At 67.1% G+C, this 18,501-nt stretch carries 18 protein-coding genes and 1 pseudogene; 10 read left to right on the top strand and 9 right to left on the bottom strand.

The features are described 5' to 3' along the window. Window positions 1–19: 19 nt before the first annotated feature. The 8 genes from AC07XP_RS08330 to ahpC form a co-directional block, all read right to left on the bottom strand. The gene (locus AC07XP_RS08330; RefSeq protein ID WP_495264343.1) at window positions 20–817 is read right to left on the bottom strand and encodes a heme ABC transporter ATP-binding protein; all 798 of its coding nucleotides are present in this window, start codon (window positions 815–817) and stop codon (window positions 20–22) included. Then, window positions 814–1,851, bottom strand: a complete 1,038-nt coding sequence (locus AC07XP_RS08325) for a FecCD family ABC transporter permease (RefSeq protein WP_495264342.1) — start codon at window positions 1,849–1,851, stop codon at window positions 814–816. Before AC07XP_RS08325 ends, AC07XP_RS08330 begins: the two co-directional genes overlap by 4 nt. Continuing rightward, window positions 1,848–2,756: a heme/hemin ABC transporter substrate-binding protein gene (locus AC07XP_RS08320; protein WP_492695232.1), complete on the bottom strand. Its 909-nt coding sequence runs from the start codon at window positions 2,754–2,756 to the stop codon at window positions 1,848–1,850. Before AC07XP_RS08320 ends, AC07XP_RS08325 begins: the two co-directional genes overlap by 4 nt. Before the next feature lie 33 nt (window positions 2,757–2,789). Beyond that, window positions 2,790–3,176 carry a VOC family protein gene (locus AC07XP_RS08315; RefSeq protein WP_354347170.1) on the bottom strand — a complete coding sequence of 129 codons (387 nt, stop codon included), beginning with the start codon at window positions 3,174–3,176 and terminating at the stop codon, window positions 2,790–2,792. Beyond that, window positions 3,173–4,258, bottom strand: coding sequence for a hemin-degrading factor (locus AC07XP_RS08310; protein ID WP_495264341.1), 1,086 nt, complete (start codon window positions 4,256–4,258; stop codon window positions 3,173–3,175). Before AC07XP_RS08310 ends, AC07XP_RS08315 begins: the two co-directional genes overlap by 4 nt. 37 nt (window positions 4,259–4,295) lie before the next feature. Further along, window positions 4,296–6,512, bottom strand: a complete 2,217-nt coding sequence (locus tag AC07XP_RS08305) for a TonB-dependent hemoglobin/transferrin/lactoferrin family receptor (RefSeq protein ID WP_495264340.1) — start codon at window positions 6,510–6,512, stop codon at window positions 4,296–4,298. A gap of 160 nt (window positions 6,513–6,672) precedes the next feature. Continuing rightward, on the bottom strand, window positions 6,673–8,229 hold the full coding sequence (ahpF, locus tag AC07XP_RS08300; RefSeq protein ID WP_062473035.1) for an alkyl hydroperoxide reductase subunit F: 1,557 nt from the start codon (window positions 8,227–8,229) through the stop codon (window positions 6,673–6,675). A gap of 88 nt (window positions 8,230–8,317) precedes the next feature. Next, on the bottom strand, window positions 8,318–8,881 hold the full coding sequence (gene ahpC / locus AC07XP_RS08295; protein WP_062473036.1) for an alkyl hydroperoxide reductase subunit C: 564 nt from the start codon (window positions 8,879–8,881) through the stop codon (window positions 8,318–8,320). 259 nt (window positions 8,882–9,140) lie between these two features. On the opposite strand from ahpC, the gene bfr reads away from it, so the two are divergent. The 6 genes from bfr (at window position 9,141) to AC07XP_RS08265 (ending at window position 14,232) form a co-directional block, all read left to right on the top strand. Beyond that, window positions 9,141–9,617, top strand: coding sequence for a bacterioferritin (gene bfr, locus AC07XP_RS08290; RefSeq protein WP_062473038.1), 477 nt, complete (start codon window positions 9,141–9,143; stop codon window positions 9,615–9,617). A gap of 131 nt (window positions 9,618–9,748) precedes the next feature. Beyond that, entirely contained in the window at window positions 9,749–10,396 is a 648-nt protein-coding gene (locus AC07XP_RS08285) for a PepSY-associated TM helix domain-containing protein (protein WP_062473039.1), read from the top strand. Window positions 10,397–10,461: 65 nt separating this feature from the next. Next, window positions 10,462–10,995, top strand: coding sequence for a DUF2271 domain-containing protein (locus AC07XP_RS08280; RefSeq protein WP_062473041.1), 534 nt, complete (start codon window positions 10,462–10,464; stop codon window positions 10,993–10,995). Between the two features lie 41 nt (window positions 10,996–11,036). Next, window positions 11,037–11,846 (top strand): DUF4198 domain-containing protein, encoded by an 810-nt coding sequence (locus tag AC07XP_RS08275; RefSeq protein ID WP_495264339.1) that lies wholly within the window; start codon window positions 11,037–11,039, stop codon window positions 11,844–11,846. Between the two features lie 14 nt (window positions 11,847–11,860). Next, window positions 11,861–12,871 carry an FAD:protein FMN transferase gene (locus tag AC07XP_RS08270; protein WP_354347182.1) on the top strand — a complete coding sequence of 337 codons (1,011 nt, stop codon included), beginning with the start codon at window positions 11,861–11,863 and terminating at the stop codon, window positions 12,869–12,871. Beyond that, complete coding sequence (locus AC07XP_RS08265; protein WP_495264338.1) at window positions 12,868–14,232, top strand: sulfite reductase subunit alpha; 1,365 nt, start codon at window positions 12,868–12,870, stop codon at window positions 14,230–14,232. Before AC07XP_RS08270 ends, AC07XP_RS08265 begins: the two co-directional genes overlap by 4 nt. A gap of 18 nt (window positions 14,233–14,250) precedes the next feature. On the opposite strand, the gene AC07XP_RS08260 is transcribed toward AC07XP_RS08265, so the two are convergent. Further along, on the bottom strand, window positions 14,251–14,472 hold the full coding sequence (locus AC07XP_RS08260; protein ID WP_139140281.1) for a hypothetical protein: 222 nt from the start codon (window positions 14,470–14,472) through the stop codon (window positions 14,251–14,253). Between AC07XP_RS08260 and AC07XP_RS08255 the strand changes: the two genes are divergently transcribed. The 4 genes and pseudogenes from AC07XP_RS08255 to AC07XP_RS08240 form a co-directional block, all read left to right on the top strand. After that, the gene (locus AC07XP_RS08255; RefSeq protein WP_495264337.1) at window positions 14,471–16,852 is read left to right on the top strand and encodes a catecholate siderophore receptor Fiu; all 2,382 of its coding nucleotides are present in this window, start codon (window positions 14,471–14,473) and stop codon (window positions 16,850–16,852) included. The two genes, AC07XP_RS08260 and AC07XP_RS08255, sit on opposite strands and share 2 nt — an antisense overlap. A gap of 103 nt (window positions 16,853–16,955) precedes the next feature. Next, window positions 16,956–17,636: a Fe2+-dependent dioxygenase gene (locus AC07XP_RS08250; RefSeq protein ID WP_390345148.1), complete on the top strand. Its 681-nt coding sequence runs from the start codon at window positions 16,956–16,958 to the stop codon at window positions 17,634–17,636. Between the two features lie 111 nt (window positions 17,637–17,747). After that, window positions 17,748–18,020 carry a (2Fe-2S)-binding protein gene (locus AC07XP_RS08245; RefSeq protein ID WP_062473051.1) on the top strand — a complete coding sequence of 91 codons (273 nt, stop codon included), beginning with the start codon at window positions 17,748–17,750 and terminating at the stop codon, window positions 18,018–18,020. A 104-nt stretch (window positions 18,021–18,124) separates the two neighbouring features. Further along, window positions 18,125–18,501: pseudogene (locus AC07XP_RS08240) on the top strand (energy transducer TonB); the annotation flags it as partial.

The raw sequence follows: 18,501 nt of genomic DNA, 5'->3' as shown, positions 1-18,501 counted from the left end.
ACACCACCCGCCCGACGGGCTATCCGAACAGATACTGCGTGACGCCGTCCGCGCCGGTCACCGGCTGGCAGGGCATGCGCCACACGGCCTCGATCAGCGCGGGCTCCAGCACGTCGGCAGTCGCCCCCTGGCGCAGGCCGTCAGGCGCACCCAGCACCACCACCTCGTCGGCATAGCGCCGCGCCAGGTTCAGGTCGTGCAGCACGGCCACCACGCCCACGCCCCGCGCCGCCCAGGCGCGCAGCAGACGCATCGCCGAATGCTGGTGCGCAAGGTCGAGCGCGGCGGTCGGCTCGTCGAGCAGCAGCCAGCGGCTCGCGCCGTCGGGGCGTGGATGCCAGAGCTGGGCCAGCGCCCGCGCCAGGTGAACCCGCGCCTTCTCGCCGCCTGACAGTGTGTTGAGAATGCGCGGCGCCAGCGCCGTGACGTCGGTCAGCGCCATCGCCTCGGCCATGATCGCGTCCTCGTCGCGGGTCGGTGCGCGGCGGTGTGGGTAGCGGCCGAGCGCGACGATGTCCTGCGCCGTGAAGTCGAAGGCGACCGCGCTTTCCTGCGGCATCAGGGCCCGGCGCAATGCCAGCGTGGGCATGCCGTGGTCTGACAGTGGCCGGCCGTCGAGCATCGCCCTGCCCTGCGTCGGCTCGCGCTGGCCGGCCAGCACCGACAGCAGCGTCGACTTGCCCGCGCCGTTCGGGCCGAGGATCGCGGTCACGCGGCCCGGCGCCAGTTCGACCGATGCATTCGCCAGCAACGTCTTGGCGCCGATGCGCACCTCGACACTGGCACACGCCAGCGCCCCGTGTCCCGCCGCCGTCATATGCGCCCCCTGAAGTGCCGCAGCATCAAGAGGAACATCGGCACGCCGATGAAGGCCGTGAGCACGCCCAGCGGCAGTTCGGCCGGCGCCATCACCGTGCGCGCCACCGTGTCGGCCGCGAGCACCAGCGCCGCGCCCAGCAGCGCCGAGGCCGGCAGCACGACGCGGTGGTCGGGCCCGGCCACCATGCGCACCCAATGCGGCGCGATCAGGCCGATGAAACCGATGATCCCGGTCGTGGCCGTCACCGCGCCCACCGCCACCGCGGTGATGACCACGGCACGTCGCTTGGTGCGTTCCACGTCCACACCCAGCAGCGCCGCCTGCGCCTCGCCGAGCGCGACGGCGTTCAGGGGCGAAGCGAGCGACGCCGCGGCCCAGCACGAGAGCAACACCGCCACCCCCACCAGGATGACCGCGCTCCAGCGCGCACCGCCCAGGCTGCCCAGCAGCCAGAACTGCAGGCTGCGCAGCTGCTCGTCGGTCGCCATCACGCTCAGCAGGCCGAGGCCGGCGCCGGCCAGCGCGTTGATCGCGATGCCCGCCAGCAGCATCAACGCCATGCGCGTGCCGCCTTCGCTGCGCGACAGACCGTAGATCAGCAAGGTCACGACGAAGCCACCGCCGAAAGCCATGAGCACCAGCGTCCAGCTGCCGAGCGTGCGCGGCAGCATCGGCCAGAACGAGGCGCCCAGCACGATGGTGATGCCGGCCGCCAGCGCCGCGCCGCTGCTGATGCCGATCAGCCCCGGGTCGGCCAGCGGATTGCGGAACAGCCCCTGCATCAGCGTGCCCGCCATGCCGAGTCCCGCACCCGCCGCCACGCCGAGAACCAGGCGCGGCAAGCGGATGTTGAGGAACACGAGGTGCTCGGGCGACTGGCCGCTTGCACCCTGCCCCAGCGAGGTCAGCACGTTCCACAGCTGCGAAAGACTGATGGCGTAGGCACCCGACACGGCGCCCATAGCGAAGGCTGCGGCGAGCAGCACCGCGCTGCCGCCCAGCACGGCACGCGCCCCCAAGCGCTGGCTCATGCGAGCGCGGCCCGGAACTTGTCGTGCAGTTCGCCGATGGCGGCCGGCAGGCGTGGGCCAAAGCCCAGCAGCAGCAAGGCGTCCTGCGTGATGAGCGCGCGCTTCTTGTAAGCCGGCGTCAGCGCCAGTTCGGGCCGCTCCCAGAACTTGTCGACGCCGCCGTGCGCCTCGATGCTCTGCGTGCTCGTGAGGATGATGTCGGGCGCCGCACTGGCCATGGCCTCGGCGGTCATCGGCCGATAACCGTGGAAGCCGCCCAGCGCATTCACGCCACCCGCAAAGCCGATCACCGCATGCGCCGCGGTCTTCTCGCCGGACACCTGCGGGCTCGCACTGTGCGACAGCACGAACAGCACCTTCGGCTTGCGCCCCTTCGCGCCGCCGATGCGCTGCAGCACCTGTGCCCATTCGGCATCGAGCCGGGCCTGCAGTTCGCGCGCCTGCACCTCCTTGGCAGCTGCGCGGCCCACGGCCTGCACCTTGCGCTGCACCTCGCCCCAGCTGTGGTCGGCCTCGATGATCTCGACCTTGACGCCGGCCGTGCGGATCTGGTCGAGCACGACAGTCGGGCCCGACTCATTGGTCGCGATGATCGCGTCAGGCTTCAGCGACAGCAGCCCCTCGGCCGACAGCTGGCGCATGTAGCCCACCTTGGGCGTGGCGCGCGCAGCAGCGGGGAACAGACTGGTGGTGTCGGTGCCGACCAGCTGGCCTTCGGCGCCAAGCGCATAGACCACCTCGGTGATCGCACCGCTGACCGTGACCAGCCGTGGCAGCCGCTTGCTGTCCTGTGCGAACGCGGGCCATGCGCCCGCGCCAAGCGCTGCAGCAGACAGCAGGCGCAGCGCATCACGGCGACGCGGCACGGAAGAAGAAAGAAAAGAGGAATCTCGTTGGTCAGTCATGGGGTCACGGACAGCGAAAGAGAAAGATGCGCGTCAGCCGCGCCGGGGAATGTTGTGCGCGATGCGCCAGAGCACGCCGGTCGGGTCGGTCAGCGTGAAATCGACCATGCCCCACGGGCGCTCGGCGGGCGGCGTGGTCTGCACTGCGTAGCGTTCGGTCAGCCGCTGCGCCTGCACGCGGTCCCACCAGGCCAGCGCGTCATCGACGAGCAGATGCATCATGAAATTCTCTGCATGGGTCTGGACGTAGAAGTCCTGCAGCAGGAAGCTGCTCTCGCCACAGAAGAAGTAAGCAATGCCGTCCTCGTTCGAGGCCAGCGTGAAGCCCAGGTCCTGGTAGAAGGCAATGGAGAGCGCGAAGTCCTTCGCCGGCACGAAGGCCTTGATCTCGACCACGCCCGGAAAGGTGTCAGCACTCATCGCGCTGGCGCTTCCGAGGTGGCCAGGCGCGAGAGCTTGGCCACGATCTGGCGCCACTCCGCGCGCTCGGGCACGCCCGGCTTGCGCGCACCGAAGAACATCGCCATCAACTCGCCCTCGCCATCGAAAGCCTCGACCGAGGTCACGATGCCGTCGCTGGTCGGCTTCTGGACGATCCACACGCTCGCGATGCGGTCTTCGCGCAGGTGCAGGTTGAAGCCGGGGTCGAGCACGTTGAGCCACTGCATGCCATGCATCTCCATCGGCTCGATGCGCACGACCGGCCCCGAGTGGATCTGGATGCAGCCGGGGCTGCCGACGAACACCATGATCGGCGTGCCGTCGAACGAAGCCTCGAGCAGCAGCTCGCGCACCGCGCCGGTCTCGGCCCGCTGCGTGAACTCGCCTTCGGTGAGGCGAAAGCTCTGCTGGCGCTCCACGTCGAACTTGTTCAGCAGGCCGAAGAACTCGTGCGTGTCCTGCATGCCGCGCCAGGCCTCAGCCAGTGCGACCGCATCGATGGCAGCGTCGTCGCGCGGCGCCGCCTTCTTCTCGACGGGCACGAACTGCACCGGTTCGTCGGGTGTGGCGGTGTAGCTGTCGATGACCGACTGGAACGCATCGCGGTCGGTCGCGTCGCGCACGAAGATCTTGTGCACTGCCACACCCTGCGGGTTGAAGAACTGCAGGCTCAGCGATGGCGGAACGCCGGCATTGGCCGCCGCCTCGCTGACCGCGAACCCCGCGTGCCAGCGGCTGAAGAACAGGCGCAGATCGATGACCTCGCCCAACGCGAGCCCCATCGCGTCGCTGCCGGACACCTTCTCGTAGACGCCGGTCTTCTCGTGCACCGTGGTCTCGTTGCGGGTGAGCGCCAGCACGGGGCCACACAGCTCCAAGGCTTGCAGCAGCTCGACCCACGGGCCCTTCAGCCGCGTGGCGCGCAGCGCCTTGTCGTGCGCGCCGGTGTGCGCCGCGATGGCAGCGCCTTCACTCAGGCCCATGGCCGCGGCTGCGTCCTTGTGGCGCATGCCCTTGGCGCGCAGTTCGGCGAAACGGGTGCGGATGTCTTCGGCATTCATCGGGTGTCCTTTGTTGTGAGAGAAGTGGCGGTGCGGCTCAGAAGTCCGCCACGAGCGAGACGTTGAAGCTGCGGCCCGGCTGGGTGTAGGCGTCGCGGATGGCCGAGGTGGTCGTCACGCCGCGCACATCGCTCCACATCCAGTAGCGCTTGTTGGTGAGGTTGGTCACCGACGCGTTCAGGCGCAGGTCCTTGCGGATGCGCCACTGCGCGCTGATGTCCAGCGTGGTGGCCGCCGGCGTGCGGAACTGCAGGCCCGTGGTCACTTCGCTGCGATCGACGTCTTCCCACTCTTTGGCGCCATGATGGACCGCATCGAGGCGCACGCTCCAGGCCGGCGCCTGGTACTTGAGTCCGGCGCTGAACTTCTGCGGATCGATCGAATTGAGCGGCCGGTTGTTGGTGCGGTCGCGGCCCTGCGTGCGGCCGTAGGCGAAGGGCACGGAGAAGCCGTTGCCGTTCTCGGTGAAATCGAGCTCGCCCTTGATCTCGAAGCCGCTGATGCGCGCGCGTCCGACGTTGACGGTCTGGTAGATCAGCGGGTCGATGCGCGGAATGCCGCGCCCGCCCACGAGCCTGTCGTTCTCGATGAGGTCCTTGTAGTCGCCGGTGAAGGCGGCCACGTCGAAGCTCAGGAGGCCGGTGCGACCGCGCACGCCCAACTCGATGTTCTGGCTCTTCTCGGGCTTGAGGTTCGGGTTCGGGATCGTCTTGTAGCCCGAGATCACGTTCTCGAAGAAGTTGTTCACCTGGAACGCGTTGGGCGCCTTGAAACCCGAGGCGTAGTTGCCATACACGCTGAACTGCGACGTGGCGCGGAACAGCACGCCCAGCTTGGGCGACACGGCCGAGCCCGACAGCGACACGGCCTGCGCGTTGAAGCCCGCCTGCTTCGCGTCGAGCGAGAAGCGGTCGAAACGGATGCCGGGCGTGATGCTCCAGCGGTCGTGAATGAACTCGTCCTGCACATAGAAGGCGGTCGAGGTTTCGCGCGTGTCGGGGAAGCGCTTGAGCGGGTAGCTCTCGCCGGCTGGCGGCACGAGGCCGGTCTGCAGGTTCTCGACATTGGTGCGCGTGTAGTCCAGGCCGTAGGTGATCTTCTGGGCCCAGCTGCCCATGCGGATCGTCTTGTCGGCCTGCAGGCCGAACTGCCAGGTGTTCTCGTCGTAGGTGACGTCGCGCGTGCGGTCGGCCGCGGTGAAGCGGTCTTCGTAGATGTACTCGCGCGAGCCGGCCTTCTGGTAGCTCACGACGGCGAGCAGGTTGTCGGCCACCACGCTGTTCAGGCGCAGCCGGCCTTCGTAGGTGAGGCGGTCGCGGTCGAGGTCGGTCTTGGCATTGAGGCCGATCACCGAGGTGGACGCATACGGCGGCTTGGCCACGCCCGACAGCAGGTTGTAGCGGCTGCTCTTCTCGACGTGTTCGAAGGTGAAGGCGTGGCGCTGGTCGGCGTTGGGCGTGAGGATGGCCTTGGCCAGCAGCGAGCGGGTCTGGTCGCGCTGCGGGTTGGGCGTGGTGCGGTCGAGGTTGGGCACGTTGAGCGAGCCCCGGTTCTCGAGTTCGCTGGCACGCCCGAGGTTGGCGGACACGAGCCACTCGAGCACGTCGTTCGCCTTGCCCGCGAGCGTGACGCCGCCGCGCACGCCGTTGTCTTCGCCGCTGTAGCCGATGTTGGCGCTGCCGCCGAAGGTCTTGCCCTCGCGCAGGAAGGACGAGGGCTCGCGGGTGATGAAGTTGACCAGCCCGGCCAGGCCGTCCGAGCCGTACAGCGCCGAGGCCGGGCCCTTGATGATCTCGATGCGCTCGACGAGGCTGATGTCGAAGTAGTCGCGGCCGAACGCATTGGCGCTGAACACGTAGCTGCGCGGCGTGCGGATGCCGTCGGTCAGCAGCAGCACGCGGTTGCCGTCCAGGCCGCGGATGTTGAAGCCCGCGTTGCTGTCGCGGCCGGTGTTGCCCTGCGCCAACCCGAAGCGCGCAGGCGAACGCTTGACCGACACGTTGGGCAGGTCGCGCACGGCATCGCGGATGTCGTGGATCTGCTTGCTCTCGATGTCCTGGCGGTTGATGACCTCGATGCTCAGCGGCAGGTCGTCCCTGGCCTGCTCCGAGCGCGATCCGCTCACCACCACTTCGCCGAGCGCCGCGAGTTGCTGGGACCACGCAGGCGCGGCGGCCATGCCGAAGGCAGAGGCGATCAGCCAGGGCAGCAGCGCGGGTCGATGGGAAGACGGTCGAGGGAAATGAGCGGCCACGAAAAAGGTCCAGAAAACAGTTGAAGAACTGCTTGCTGGACCTTGAGGCGCAAAGGCTTGCGCGAGTGACCTGGCTGGCAATGAGGGGCAGCGGCGTGCCCGTGTTTTTATTGTATGAGAATAATTCTCATCTTCACAACTTCAGGCACTTAAGACTTACTCACGCAGGGGCCGTCGTGCGGATCAGGTGGTCGAACGCACCGAGCGCCGCCTTCGCGCCGTCGCCGGCCGCGATGATGATCTGCTTGAACGGCACCGTGGTGACGTCACCCGCCGCGAACACGCCGGGCACCGAGGTCTGGCCGCGCGCGTCGACAACGATCTCGCCGTGCTTGGTCAGCTCGACCGTGCCCTTGAGCCAGTCGGTGTTGGGCACCAGGCCGATCTGGATGAACACGCCTTCGAGCTCGACCTTCTTCAACTCGCCCGATGCGCGGTCCTTGTAGACCAGCCCGTTGACCTTCTGGTCGCCGGTGATCTCGGTGGTCTGCGCGTTGGTGAAGATGTCGACGTTCTTCAGGCTCTTGAGCTTGCGCTGCAACACGGCGTCGGCGCGCAGTTGTGTGTCGAACTCGATCAGCGTCACGTGGCCGACGATACCGGCCAGGTCGATCGCCGCCTCGACGCCCGAGTTGCCGCCGCCGATCACCGCCACGCGCTTGCCCTTGAACAGCGGACCGTCGCAGTGCGGGCAGTAGGCCACGCCCTTGTTCTTGAACTCGTGCTCGCCGGGCACGTTGATGTTGCGCCAGCGGGCACCGGTCGAGATGATGACGGTCTTGCTCTTGAGCGAGGCGCCGCTTTCGAGCTGCACCTCGATGAGGTCCTTGCCGGGCACCAGCGCCTTGGCGCGCTGCAGGTTCATGATGTCGACGTCGTAGTCGCGCACATGCTCTTCGAGGGCGTGGGCGAACTTCGGTCCTTCGGTTTCCTTGATCGAGATGAAGTTCTCGATGCCCAGCGTGTCGAGCACCTGGCCGCCGAAGCGCTCCGAGGCGACGCCCGTGCGGATGCCCTTGCGTGCGGCGTACACCGCGGCAGCGGCACCGGCGGGGCCACCGCCGACGATCAGCACGTCGAAGGCGTCCTTGGCGGCGATCTTCGCGGCTTCGCGCTCGACGCCGCTGGTGTCGATCTTGGCCAGGATTTCTTCCAGGCTCATGCGGCCCTGGCCGAACTCGGTGCCGTTCAGGAACACGGTCGGCACGGCCATGATCTGGCGTTCCTTGACTTCGTCCTGGAAGGTGCCGCCCTCGATCATCGTGGTGCGGATGCGCGGGTTCTGGATGGCCATCAGGTTCAGCGCCTGGACCACGTCGGGGCAGTTGTGGCAGGTGAGCGAGACGTAGATCTCGAACTCGAAATCGCCGTCGAGCGCCTTGATCTGGTCGAGCACGGCCTGCTCGACCTTGGGCGGGTAGCCGCCGATCTGCAGCAACGCAAGGATCAGCGACGTGAATTCATGGCCCATCGGCAGGCCGGCAAAGCGCGGGCCGTGGTTTTCGCTCGGGCGGTTGACCGAGAACGAGGGCTTGCGGTGGTTGTCGTCGCGGCTTTCGGTCAGCGTGACCAGCGGCGAGACTTCGGCCACGTCCTTCAGCAGCGACAGCATTTCGCCCGAAGCCTTGCTGTCGTCGAGCGAGGCAACGATCTCGATCGGCTGCGTGGCGCGTTCGAGGTAACTCTTCAATTGGGCTTTGGTGCTGGCGTCAAGCATGGCGGACTCTCTTTCGATAACTGGAAACTATCAACTGGGGACAAAAAAGCCCGGGGCCTCGTGAGCGCCCGGGCTTTGCGCGGGGCGCTTAGATCTTGCCGACGAGGTCGAACGACGGAGCGATGGTCTTGTCGCCGTCATTCCACTTGGCCGGGCAGACTTCGTTCGGGTGCTCGGCGGTGTAGACCGCTGCCTTGAGCTTGCGCAGGGTTTCCTTGACGTCGCGGGCGATTTCGTTGGAGTGCACTTCGGCGGTCTTGATGATGCCGTCGGGGTTGATCACGAAGGTGCCGCGCAGTGCCAGGCCTTCTTCGGGGATGTGCACGCCGAACGCGTTGGTCAGCGTGTGGGTCGGGTCGCCCACCAGGGGGAACTTGGCCTTGCCGACAGCCGGCGACGTGTCGTGCCAGACCTTGTGCGAGAAGTGCGTGTCGGTGGTCACGATGTAGACCTCGGCACCCAGCTTCTGGAACTCGGGGTAGTGGTCGGCCGCGTCTTCGACTTCGGTCGGGCAGTTGAAGGTGAAGGCCGCCGGCATGAAGATCAGCACAGACCACTTGCCCTTGAGCGTCTCGTCGGACACATCGATGAACTTGCCGTTGAGGTAAGCCTGGGTCTTGAAGGGTTGGACTGCGGTGTTGATCAGGGACATGTGATTCCTTGGATGCTGCGGTTGGAAAAATAAGCGTGAGCCATGAGTATAACTACCAATATATCATTTTTGATAGATATCAACTATTGAAAGTATTGGAACCCGCTATGTTTGCCATCGCCTCGCGCATCGCCTTGCGCCAGGTCAATACGAACGTGTATCACCATCACACGCATGCAGACCGGCGCAGCATGGGTTTGCTTGCAAGCGTGTGTTCGCCCCTCCGACAATCACCGCTTTCAGAACAAGGAAAATAATCATGAAGGGCGACCCCAAAGTCATCGAACACCTGCAGGCGCAGCTCAAGAACGAGCTGACTGCCATCAACCAGTACTTCCTCCACTACCGCATGCTCAAGCACTGGGGCCTGGACAAGCTGGCAAAGAAGGAATACGAGGAATCCATCGGCGAGATGAAGCACGCCGACAAGCTCATGGACCGCATCTTCATGCTCGACGGCCTGCCCAACCTGCAGGACCTGGGCAAGCTGAACATCGGCGAAGACGTGCCCGAACTGCTGCGCTGCGACCTCGGCGCCGAAACCGGCGCGCAAGCGACCATCAAGGACGGCATCGCGCATTGCGAGTCGGTGCGCGACTATGTCTCGCGCGACCTGCTGCAAGAGATCCTGGACGACACCGAGGAGCACATCGACTTCCTCGAGACGCAGATCGACCTGATCGACCGCGTCGGCCTGCAGAACTACCTGCAGTTGCAGGTGGGCGAGCTCGAGTAAGCGCAACGCAACGCTGCCACGGCATTGCAAACAAACGGGGCTTCGGCCCCGTTTTTTATTGCTCTTTACTTAACTTCATAACCACTGAATAGCAGTCATTCTCATTCGCGCGACTACAATTCGCGCTTTCGATGACTGCCCCCGCCCGTTCCGACAACCGCCGCCGCGCCTATTGGCTCAAGACCCTCCACGAGTGGCATTGGGTCAGTTCCGCCATCTGTCTCGTCGGGATGATCCTGTTCAGCGTCACGGGCTTCACGCTCAACCACGCGGGCCAGATCGAGGCCAAGCCGGTGGTCACCACGCACAACGGCACGGTCGACGACGCCTTGCGCGCCCGCCTCGAACAGCAGCTGCCGGCCGCCAAGGCCCAGCAGGGCAAGGCGCCGCTTCCCGCCGAACTGCAAGCTTGGCTGCGCAAGCAATGGGACATCGACACCGCCGGCCGCGAGGCCGAGTGGTCCGACGACGAAATCTACCTCTCGCTCCCCCGCCCCGGCGGCGACGCCTGGCTGCGCCTGAGCCTGCCCGAAGGCGAGGTCGAATACGAACGCACCGACCGCGGCTGGCTCTCCTACTTCAACGACCTGCACAAGGGCCGCAACACCGGCACGGCCTGGAGCTGGTTCATCGACATCTTCGCGGCCGCCACGCTGGTCTTCTCGGTCACCGGGCTGTTCATTCTCAAGATGCACGCAGGCAACCGCCCCTTCACCTGGCCGATGGTGGGCATGGGGCTGGTGGTGCCGGTGCTGCTCGCGTTGCTGTTCATTCACTGACCGGTCCGATCGACGGATCGTCCGGTGCGTTGTCTTTGCTGATTCAGGAAGAAAGAGGTTTTCCCATGCACCTTCGCTACTCGCTCGCGCCGATCGCCATGTCGGCGCTGTTCGCGGCCCCGGCCATCGCTGCCGGCCTGTCGGTCAACATCGAGATTCCCCGGCTCAACGTGTCGGAGTACCACCGCCCCTACGTGGCGACCTGGATCGAACGCGCCGACAGCACGATGGCCGGCACGCTGGCCGTCTGGTACGACGTGCGCACCAAGACCAACAACCCCGAGGGCGAAGGCACCAAGTGGCTCAAGGACATGCGCCAGTGGTGGCGCCGCGGCGGCCGTGAACTGGCGGTGCCGGTCGATGGCGTCACCGGCGCCTCCAAGCCCGCGGGCAAGCACCAGCTGAGCTTCACCGAAGGCTCGGGCGCCATGCCCAAGCTCGCCCCCGGCGCCTACAAGCTGGTGGTGGAAGCCGCCCGTGAAGTCGGCGGCCGCGAGGTCGTGACCATCCCGTTCCAGTGGCCGCCTACCGCCGCCGCGCAACCGGTTGCTGCCGGCAAGGAAGAGCTCGGCGAAATCAAGCTCGAACTCAAGCCCTGACTTCCGACCGATCCGCCCCCTCTCTCATTCCAAGGACCACCATGACCCGCTTCACCCTGCGCGCCGCCGGCCTCGCCCTCGCCCTTTCGGCCGTTGCTTCCGTGACCCAGGCGCACAACGCCTGGCTGCTGCCCTCGACCACCGTGCTGTCGAAGGCCGACACCGTGAGCGTCGACGCCGCCGTATCGAACGACCTGTTCGTTGCCAACCATGCGCCGCTGCGCCTGGAGGGCCTGCAGATCACCGCACCTGACGGCAGCGCCGTGAAGCCCGAATCTGAGGCCAAGCTCAAGCTGCGCAACGTGTTCGACGTGAACGTCGCACAGCCGGGCACCTACCGCATCGCGGTGGTCAACAACGGCGCGTTCGCCGCCTGGAAGGACAAGGCCACGGGCCAGAACAAGCGCGCCCGCGGCACGGCCGAAACCATCGGCAAGGAAATCCCGGCCGACGCGCAGGACGTGACCATCACCCAATCGGCCGGCCGCATCGAGACCTTCGTGACCGTCGGCAAGCCCTCGGCGCTCAAGCCCATCGGCCAGGGCCTGGAACTGATCTCGGCCGGCAGCCCGACCGACCTCGCCAAGGGCGAAAAGGCCACCTTCACGCTGCACCTGGACGGCAAGCCCGCCAAGGACCTCGAAGTGACGGTGACGGCCGGCAACACCCAGTACCGCGACAAGCTCGACGAACTCAAGCTCAAGACCGACGACAAGGGCCAGTTCAGCGTGACATGGCCAAGCGCCGGCATGTACTGGCTCGACGCCAGCACCAAGGACAGCAAGACCACCGTGCCGCAAGCCAAGGAACGCCGCCTGAGCTACGCGGCCACCTTGGAAGTGATGCCCTGACCCTGCGTTTTTCCTTGGGCCTTTCCTTCAGCACCTGGCGCGCGGGCGGCTACGCCAACGCGGCCGTTCCACGTCCCGCCGATCCCGCCAGCCTCCAGCAGCTCGGCGGGCAGACGATGGGCACGACCTGGTCGCTGCGCTTCGACAACCCGCGGATGCTGCCGCTCGCACAGGTGCGCGAGGCGGTCGAGGCCGCGCTCGCGCGCGTGATCGACCAGATGAGCCATTGGGAACCCGACTCCCTCATCAGCCGCTTCAACACCGCGCCCGCCGGTTCGCGCCATGCGCTGCCCACCGAATTCGCACAGGTGATGCAGTGCGCCCTCGCGTGGGCGCAGGCCAGCGGTGGCGCGATCGATCCGACGGTCGGCGCGCTGGTGGCGCGCTGGGGCTTCGGCCCCGCAGCGTCGCAGGACAACGCCCTGCCCTCGCCCGACGCACTGGCCGCACTCCATTCGAACGTCGGCTGGCAACGGCTGACCTTCGATGCGACCGACCCCACGCTGCTGCAACCCGGCGGCGTGCAGCTCGACCTGTCCGGCATCGCCAAGGGCTTCGCGGTCGACCACGGCGTCGACGCGCTGCGCGCGCTCGGTCTCACCGACCTGCTGTTCGAGATCGGCGGCGAGCTGCGCGGCATCGGCCGACGACCCGGCGGCGCGCCGTGGCAGGTGCAGGTCGACACCGAGATGCCGACCCCGCAACGCATCGCCCTGGCCGACATGGCCGTGGCCACCTCGGGCGACCGTTGGCATCGGCGCGCGCTCGAAGGCCGCAGCTGGTCGCACACCATCGATCCGCGCGACGGCGAGCCGGTGGCGCATGCGCTGGCCAGCGTCACCGTGCTGCACCCGCAGTGCATGCAGGCGGATGCGCTCGCCACCGCGCTGACCGTGCTCGGCCCCGACGAGGGCCTGGCCTTCGCGCAGCAGCGCGACATCGCGGCCCTGTTCATCTCCCGCGCCGACGACGGGTCGCTCTCCGAGCGAGCCACGCGCGCGTGGCTCGCGCAGGCGGGCGCATGACCGAGACCCTGTGGCGTGCGCTGGCAGCCAGCGCAACGGTCGCGGCCTATGCCGCGCTGTGCCTGGGCATCTACGCACGCCAGCGACGGCTGCAGGCCACGGCCGCACGCGAAGCCGCGGCCCTGTCGGCCGGTGACGGCGCGCAGGCGTCGCCCACCCTCGTGCTGTTCGCCAGCCAGACCGGTCAGGCGGAAACCATCGCGTGGCAGACCGCGCGACGGCTGCGCACGGCCGGCACGGCCGTGCGCGTGATGGCCCTCAACGCCCTCGACAGCGCCACGCTGGCCTCGGCCCGCCGCGCCCTCTTCGTGGCCAGCACCTACGGCGAAGGCGATGCGCCCGACGGCGCCAGCGTGTTCGCCGAACGCGTGATGGGCGCGCCGCTGGCGCTGCCTTCGCTGCGCTACGCCGTGCTGGCGCTCGGCGACCGGCAGTACGCCCACTTCTGCGGCTTCGGCCGCGCGCTCGACGCGTGGCTTCACACGGCCGGCGCCGTGCGCGACTTCGAACCCATCGAGGTCGACAACAGCGACCCCGCCGCGCTCGCCGATTGGCACGCCCGCTGGGGCGATGCGCCGGAGGGCGGCGACGACGCCCCGGCAAGCTTCGCGCCCTGGCGGCTCACGCGGCGCGAACTGCTCAACGCCGGCAGCACGGGCGGCCCGGTCTTCCATCTCGGCCTCACGCCGCAAGCCGGCGCACTGCCACACTGGGCTTCGGGCGACCTGGTGCAGGTCGCCGTCGCAAGCGATCCGGCGCGGCCACGCGACTACTCGATCGCCTCCCTGCCCGCCGACGGCGAACTGCAACTGCTCGTGCGGCAGGAGCAGCACCCCGACGGCTCGATGGGCGCCGCGTCGGGCCTGCTCACTTCGACGCTCTCGCTCGGCGACTCCGTGGCGCTGCGCCTGCGGCCGCACCGCGGCTTCCGGCTGGAGGGCAACGAGAACCGTCCGCTGATCCTGATCGGCAACGGCACCGGTCTGGCCGGCCTGCGCGCCCACCTGCGCGCACGCGCCGCTGCCGGCCGCAAGGACAACTGGCTGGTGTTCGGCGAGCGCCAGTCCGCCCACGACTTCCTCTGCCGCGAGGAAATCGAAGGCTGGCAGGCCGACGGCACGCTCGCCCGGCTCGATATGGTCTTCTCGCGCGACCAGGCCGAGCGCTTCTACGTGCAGCACCGCCTGCTGCAGGTGGCCGACACGCTGCAAGCCTGGCTGCGCGATGGCGCCGCCGTCTATGTCTGCGGCAGCCTCCAGGGCATGGCATCGGGCGTCGACGCGGCGCTGCGGCAGATCGCCGGCGACGACCTCTGGGCCGAGCTGTCGGCCGACGGGCGCTACCGCCGCGACGTCTACTGAACGGCCCGCGCAGCCTCGTCAGTTGCGTGCCGGCAACGGAGCGGGCGAAACTTTCTGGTTAAAAGCGGCCAGTTGAGCACCTTGGTATTGAGAAGCAATATCATTTGCATCGATTTGCAAAAACCCTTCGCAAATCAGCTCACCCAGCCAGTCTTGCCGCCCTTTTTCTCCCCGAGAGTGCGCCGCCCGGACCCAGCCAGTCGAGCTCTGCCCGCCCGCCCTTTCTGGAGAAAACAACATGGCCTATATCAAGAGCCGCAAACACGCCGTCGCACGCGCCGTTCCTCACCTTTCGGGTGCCGCCGCAGCCACACTGCTGGCCATCGCAGCCCCCGCCGCCTTTGCCCAGACCGGGCGGGCACTGCCTGAAGTCCGCGTGCAGGATTCGAGCGCCGCCGACTACAAGACCGACACCTCGGCCAACCCGAAGTTCACGGCCCCGCTGGTGAACACGCCGCAGACCATCCAGGTGATCAAGGAACAGATCATTCGCGAGCAGGGCGCGACCACGCTCACCGAAGCGCTGCGCAACACCGCCGGCGTCGGCACGTTCTTCCTGGGCGAGAACGGCAACACGAACACCGGCGACGCCGTGTTCATGCGCGGCTTCGACAGCTCCAGCAGCATCTTCGTGGACGGCATCCGCGACCTGGGCTCGGTCTCGCGCGACATGTTCAACATCGAGCAGGTCGAAGTCGTGAAGGGCCCGTCGGGCACCGACGTGGGCCGCACCTCGCCCACCGGCTACATCAACCTCGTCACCAAGAAGCCGAAGCTCGAAGACAGCTTCCTGGGCTCGCTCGGTTTCGGCAGCGCCGACTACAAGCGCGGCAGCATCGACTGGAACAAGTCGCTCAGCAGCGCCAATGGCATCGGCGCCGCCTTCCGCCTGAATGCGGCGATGGAAGACTCGGGCGTGCCCGGCCGCGACTTCGTCAAGAACAAGCGCACCGCCATTGCACCGTCGATCGCGCTCGGCCTGAATTCGCCCACGCGCTTTTACTTCGACTACCTGCACGTCGACCAGGACAACGTGCCCGATGGCGGCGTGCCGACCATCGGCCTGCCCAGCTATTCGAACCCCGATCCGGTCGCCCTCGGCGCACGTCGCCGCAGCTTCCTGAACTACGCAGCACCGGTCGATCCGAAGAATTTCTACGGCACCGCCTACGACTTCAACAAGGTGACGGCCGACATGTTCACCGCGCGCGTGGAGCACGACTTCACGCCCGACGTCACGCTGCGCAACACCACCCGCTACGGCAAGACGAAGCAGGACTACATGCTGACGGCGTTCATGCTCGGCGGCCTGGGCACCAACGGCAACCCGCCGCCCTCGGGCAACACCGCGTTCCTCAGCACGCCGATCCCGGGCCTGCCGTCCACCTGGACGACCACGCGCAACCTGCCGACCAACAAGAACCAGGAAAACACGATCTTCGTCAACCAGACGAACGTGACCGCCAAGTTCAACACCGGCAGCCTGAGCCACTCGCTCAGCGCGGGCGTCGAGCTGATCCGTGAAGAGCAGTCGAGCCTGGGCTACTTCAGCCCCGGCGCCACGTTCAACGGCAAGGTCGTGCAGAACGGCGCCTGGCCCGTGGCCAACCTGTACGCGCCAAACCCCTACGTGAACGGCTACAACCGCATGCTCAGCGGCGCCGACAGCAAGGGCGTGACCAACACGGTCGGCCTGTACGCCTTCGACACCGTCAAGCTCAACGAGCAATGGCAGATCACCGGCGGCTTGCGCTTCGACCACTACAGCACCTCGTTCCAGAGCGCGACGCTGTCGACCGCAACGACCAACCCCGGCCTGCCGGTCGGCACGCTGGTGCCCTCGTCGCTCAAGCTCTCCGACAACCTGTTCACCGGCAAGATCGGCGTGGTCTACAAGCCCGCGAAGAACGGCAGCATCTACGCGGCCTACGGCACTTCGGCCCAGCCCCCGGGCGGCGCGAACTTCTCGCTGTCGGCCGCCGGCACGGGCAACAGCGCGGCGCGCACCGACTTCCTGCCGCAGAAGGCCAAGACCTTCGAAGTGGGCACGAAGTGGGACGTGCTGGACGACAAGCTCTCGCTGACCGGCGCGGTCTACCGCACCGACGTGACCAACGAAGTCGTGCAGGACCCGACCAACACCGCGCTGTACTACCAGAGCGGCAAGAAGCGCGTGCAGGGCATCGAGCTGGGCGTGGCAGGCACCATCACGGAACGCTGGGGCATGAGCGCCGGCTTCACGACGATGGACACCAAGGTGCAAAGCGGCCCCAACGTCACGGCCGACGGCACCAATGTGCTGACCTACACGCCGAAGAATTCCTTCACGGCCTGGACCACCTACCAGTTCCCGTTCGGCCTGACGGTCGGCGGCGGCGCGCGCTACAACGGCAAGCTGCACCGCGGCACCGACGGCGCCGTGGGCACGCCGGCCTACATCGACTCCTACTGGGTGTTCGATGCCATGGCGTCGTACCGCATCAACAAGAACGTCGACATCCAGCTGAACATCGCCAATGTGTTCGACAAGCAGTACGCGGCTGCCATCAACAAGAGCGGCTACCGCTACACGCCGGGCATCCCCCGCTCGGCCAAGATCACCGCGAACTTCGCGTTCTGATCCCGACGACCGCGTCGCCTCCGTGCCGGCCCCTGCGCCAGGCGCGGTGCGACACTCGAGCCCCGGCCTGCGCCGGGGCTTTTTTCTTGTGGAGTTCACCGAAATGATGCTGCATGTGCCCGACGTGCTGAGCCCGGACCAGGTGCGCGAGATGCGCGCCGCACTCGATGCCACCCACTGGGTCGACGGCCGCGAAACCGTGGGAGACCAAGGCGCGCAGGTGAAGCGCAACCGCCAGCTGCCGGAGTCTTCGCCGGTCTCGCGCGAACTCGGCGCGACCATCCTGGCGGCGCTGTCGCGCCACGCGCTGTTCTTCTCAGCGGCACTGCCCGCGCGTTTCGTGCCGCCACTGTTCAACCGCTACGAGGGCGGCGAGCATTACGGCGTGCATGTCGACGGCTCGGTGCGCGCGGTGCCGGGCAGCAGCCAGCAGCTGCGCACCGACCTGTCGTGCACCCTCTTCCTGAGCGATCCGGAGGATTACGACGGCGGCGAGCTGGAAGTGATCGACACCTACGGCTCGCACGAGGTCAAGCTGCCGGCCGGCGACCTCATCCTTTATCCGGCGAGCAGCCTGCACCGCGTGCACCCGGTCACGCGCGGGGCGCGGGTGTGCTCGTTTTTCTGGCTGCAGAGCATGGTGCGCAGCGACGCCCAGCGCGGCATGCTGTTCGAACTCGACCAGACGGTCCAGAAACTGCGCGCCCGCCTGGGCGAATGCGAGGAAACCGTGGCGCTCACCGGCCACTATCACAACCTCCTGCGGCTCTGGGCCGAGGTGTAACACCGGCTTGCAAAGTCCGGTGGCATGTCAGTCATAGTGATTGCAAATGCGATGGATTCTTATTTATAATGAGTCACATCCAACAGCCAGCCAACTGCCGCTTTCACCGCCATGATCGTTTGCGTCTGCCGCCGAGTCTCTGACCGTGAAATCGCACGTCATGTGCGCGCGGGCATGACTTTCGACGAAGTCCAGTTCGAACTCGGCGTGGCCACCCAATGTGGCCAGTGTGAGGGTTGTGCCCGCGACATCGTGGCGCAGTGCAGTGTCTCTCACCCGGTCGCCGCCCTGAACTGCGAATCGGCGCCGAGAGCGATCCAGCTTGCCAACTCCATCAAGGAAAGCAAAGCATGGAACTCGTCTCGGCTCTCGGCGGCAGCCTGATCCTCGTCGCCGGCTCTGTCTGGTGGATTTTTCGCAAGTAGCGTCTCTGTAGCGGTTTTGCTGCAATCGGGGCACGATTTGTAGTGCCCGCATTCGAATGGTTGATCGTGTCTGACCGCTTTGCCCCCCCTCCCTCCTTTCTTGGCCTGTCGCGCACTGTCGTCATTGCCGGCGGCGTGATCTTGTTCCACGGTGCCGCGCTGTGGGCGCTGCAAAGCGGCCTGCTGCGCAGGGCCGCCGAAGTGGTGATTCCCGTCGAGATCCTGAGCCAGTTCGTCGAACCGCCGAAGCCCAAGGCCGATCCGCCGCCCCCACCGCCTCCGCCGCCGCAACCCAAGGTGAGCAAGGCGCCGCCGCCGCCGCGCCCGCAGGCCATCCGCGAACCCAAGCCGACGCCCGCGCCGAACGCGACCTCGGGCACCACCGAACCGCCGCCCCCGCCTGCGCCACCGGCACCGCCCGCGCCGCCGGCCCCTCCCGC

This window comes from Variovorax sp. GW531-E2 (assembly GCF_059423125.1).
Note: the sequence above shows the minus strand (reverse complement) of the source record. Positions and strands in the feature narration are given on the sequence as shown.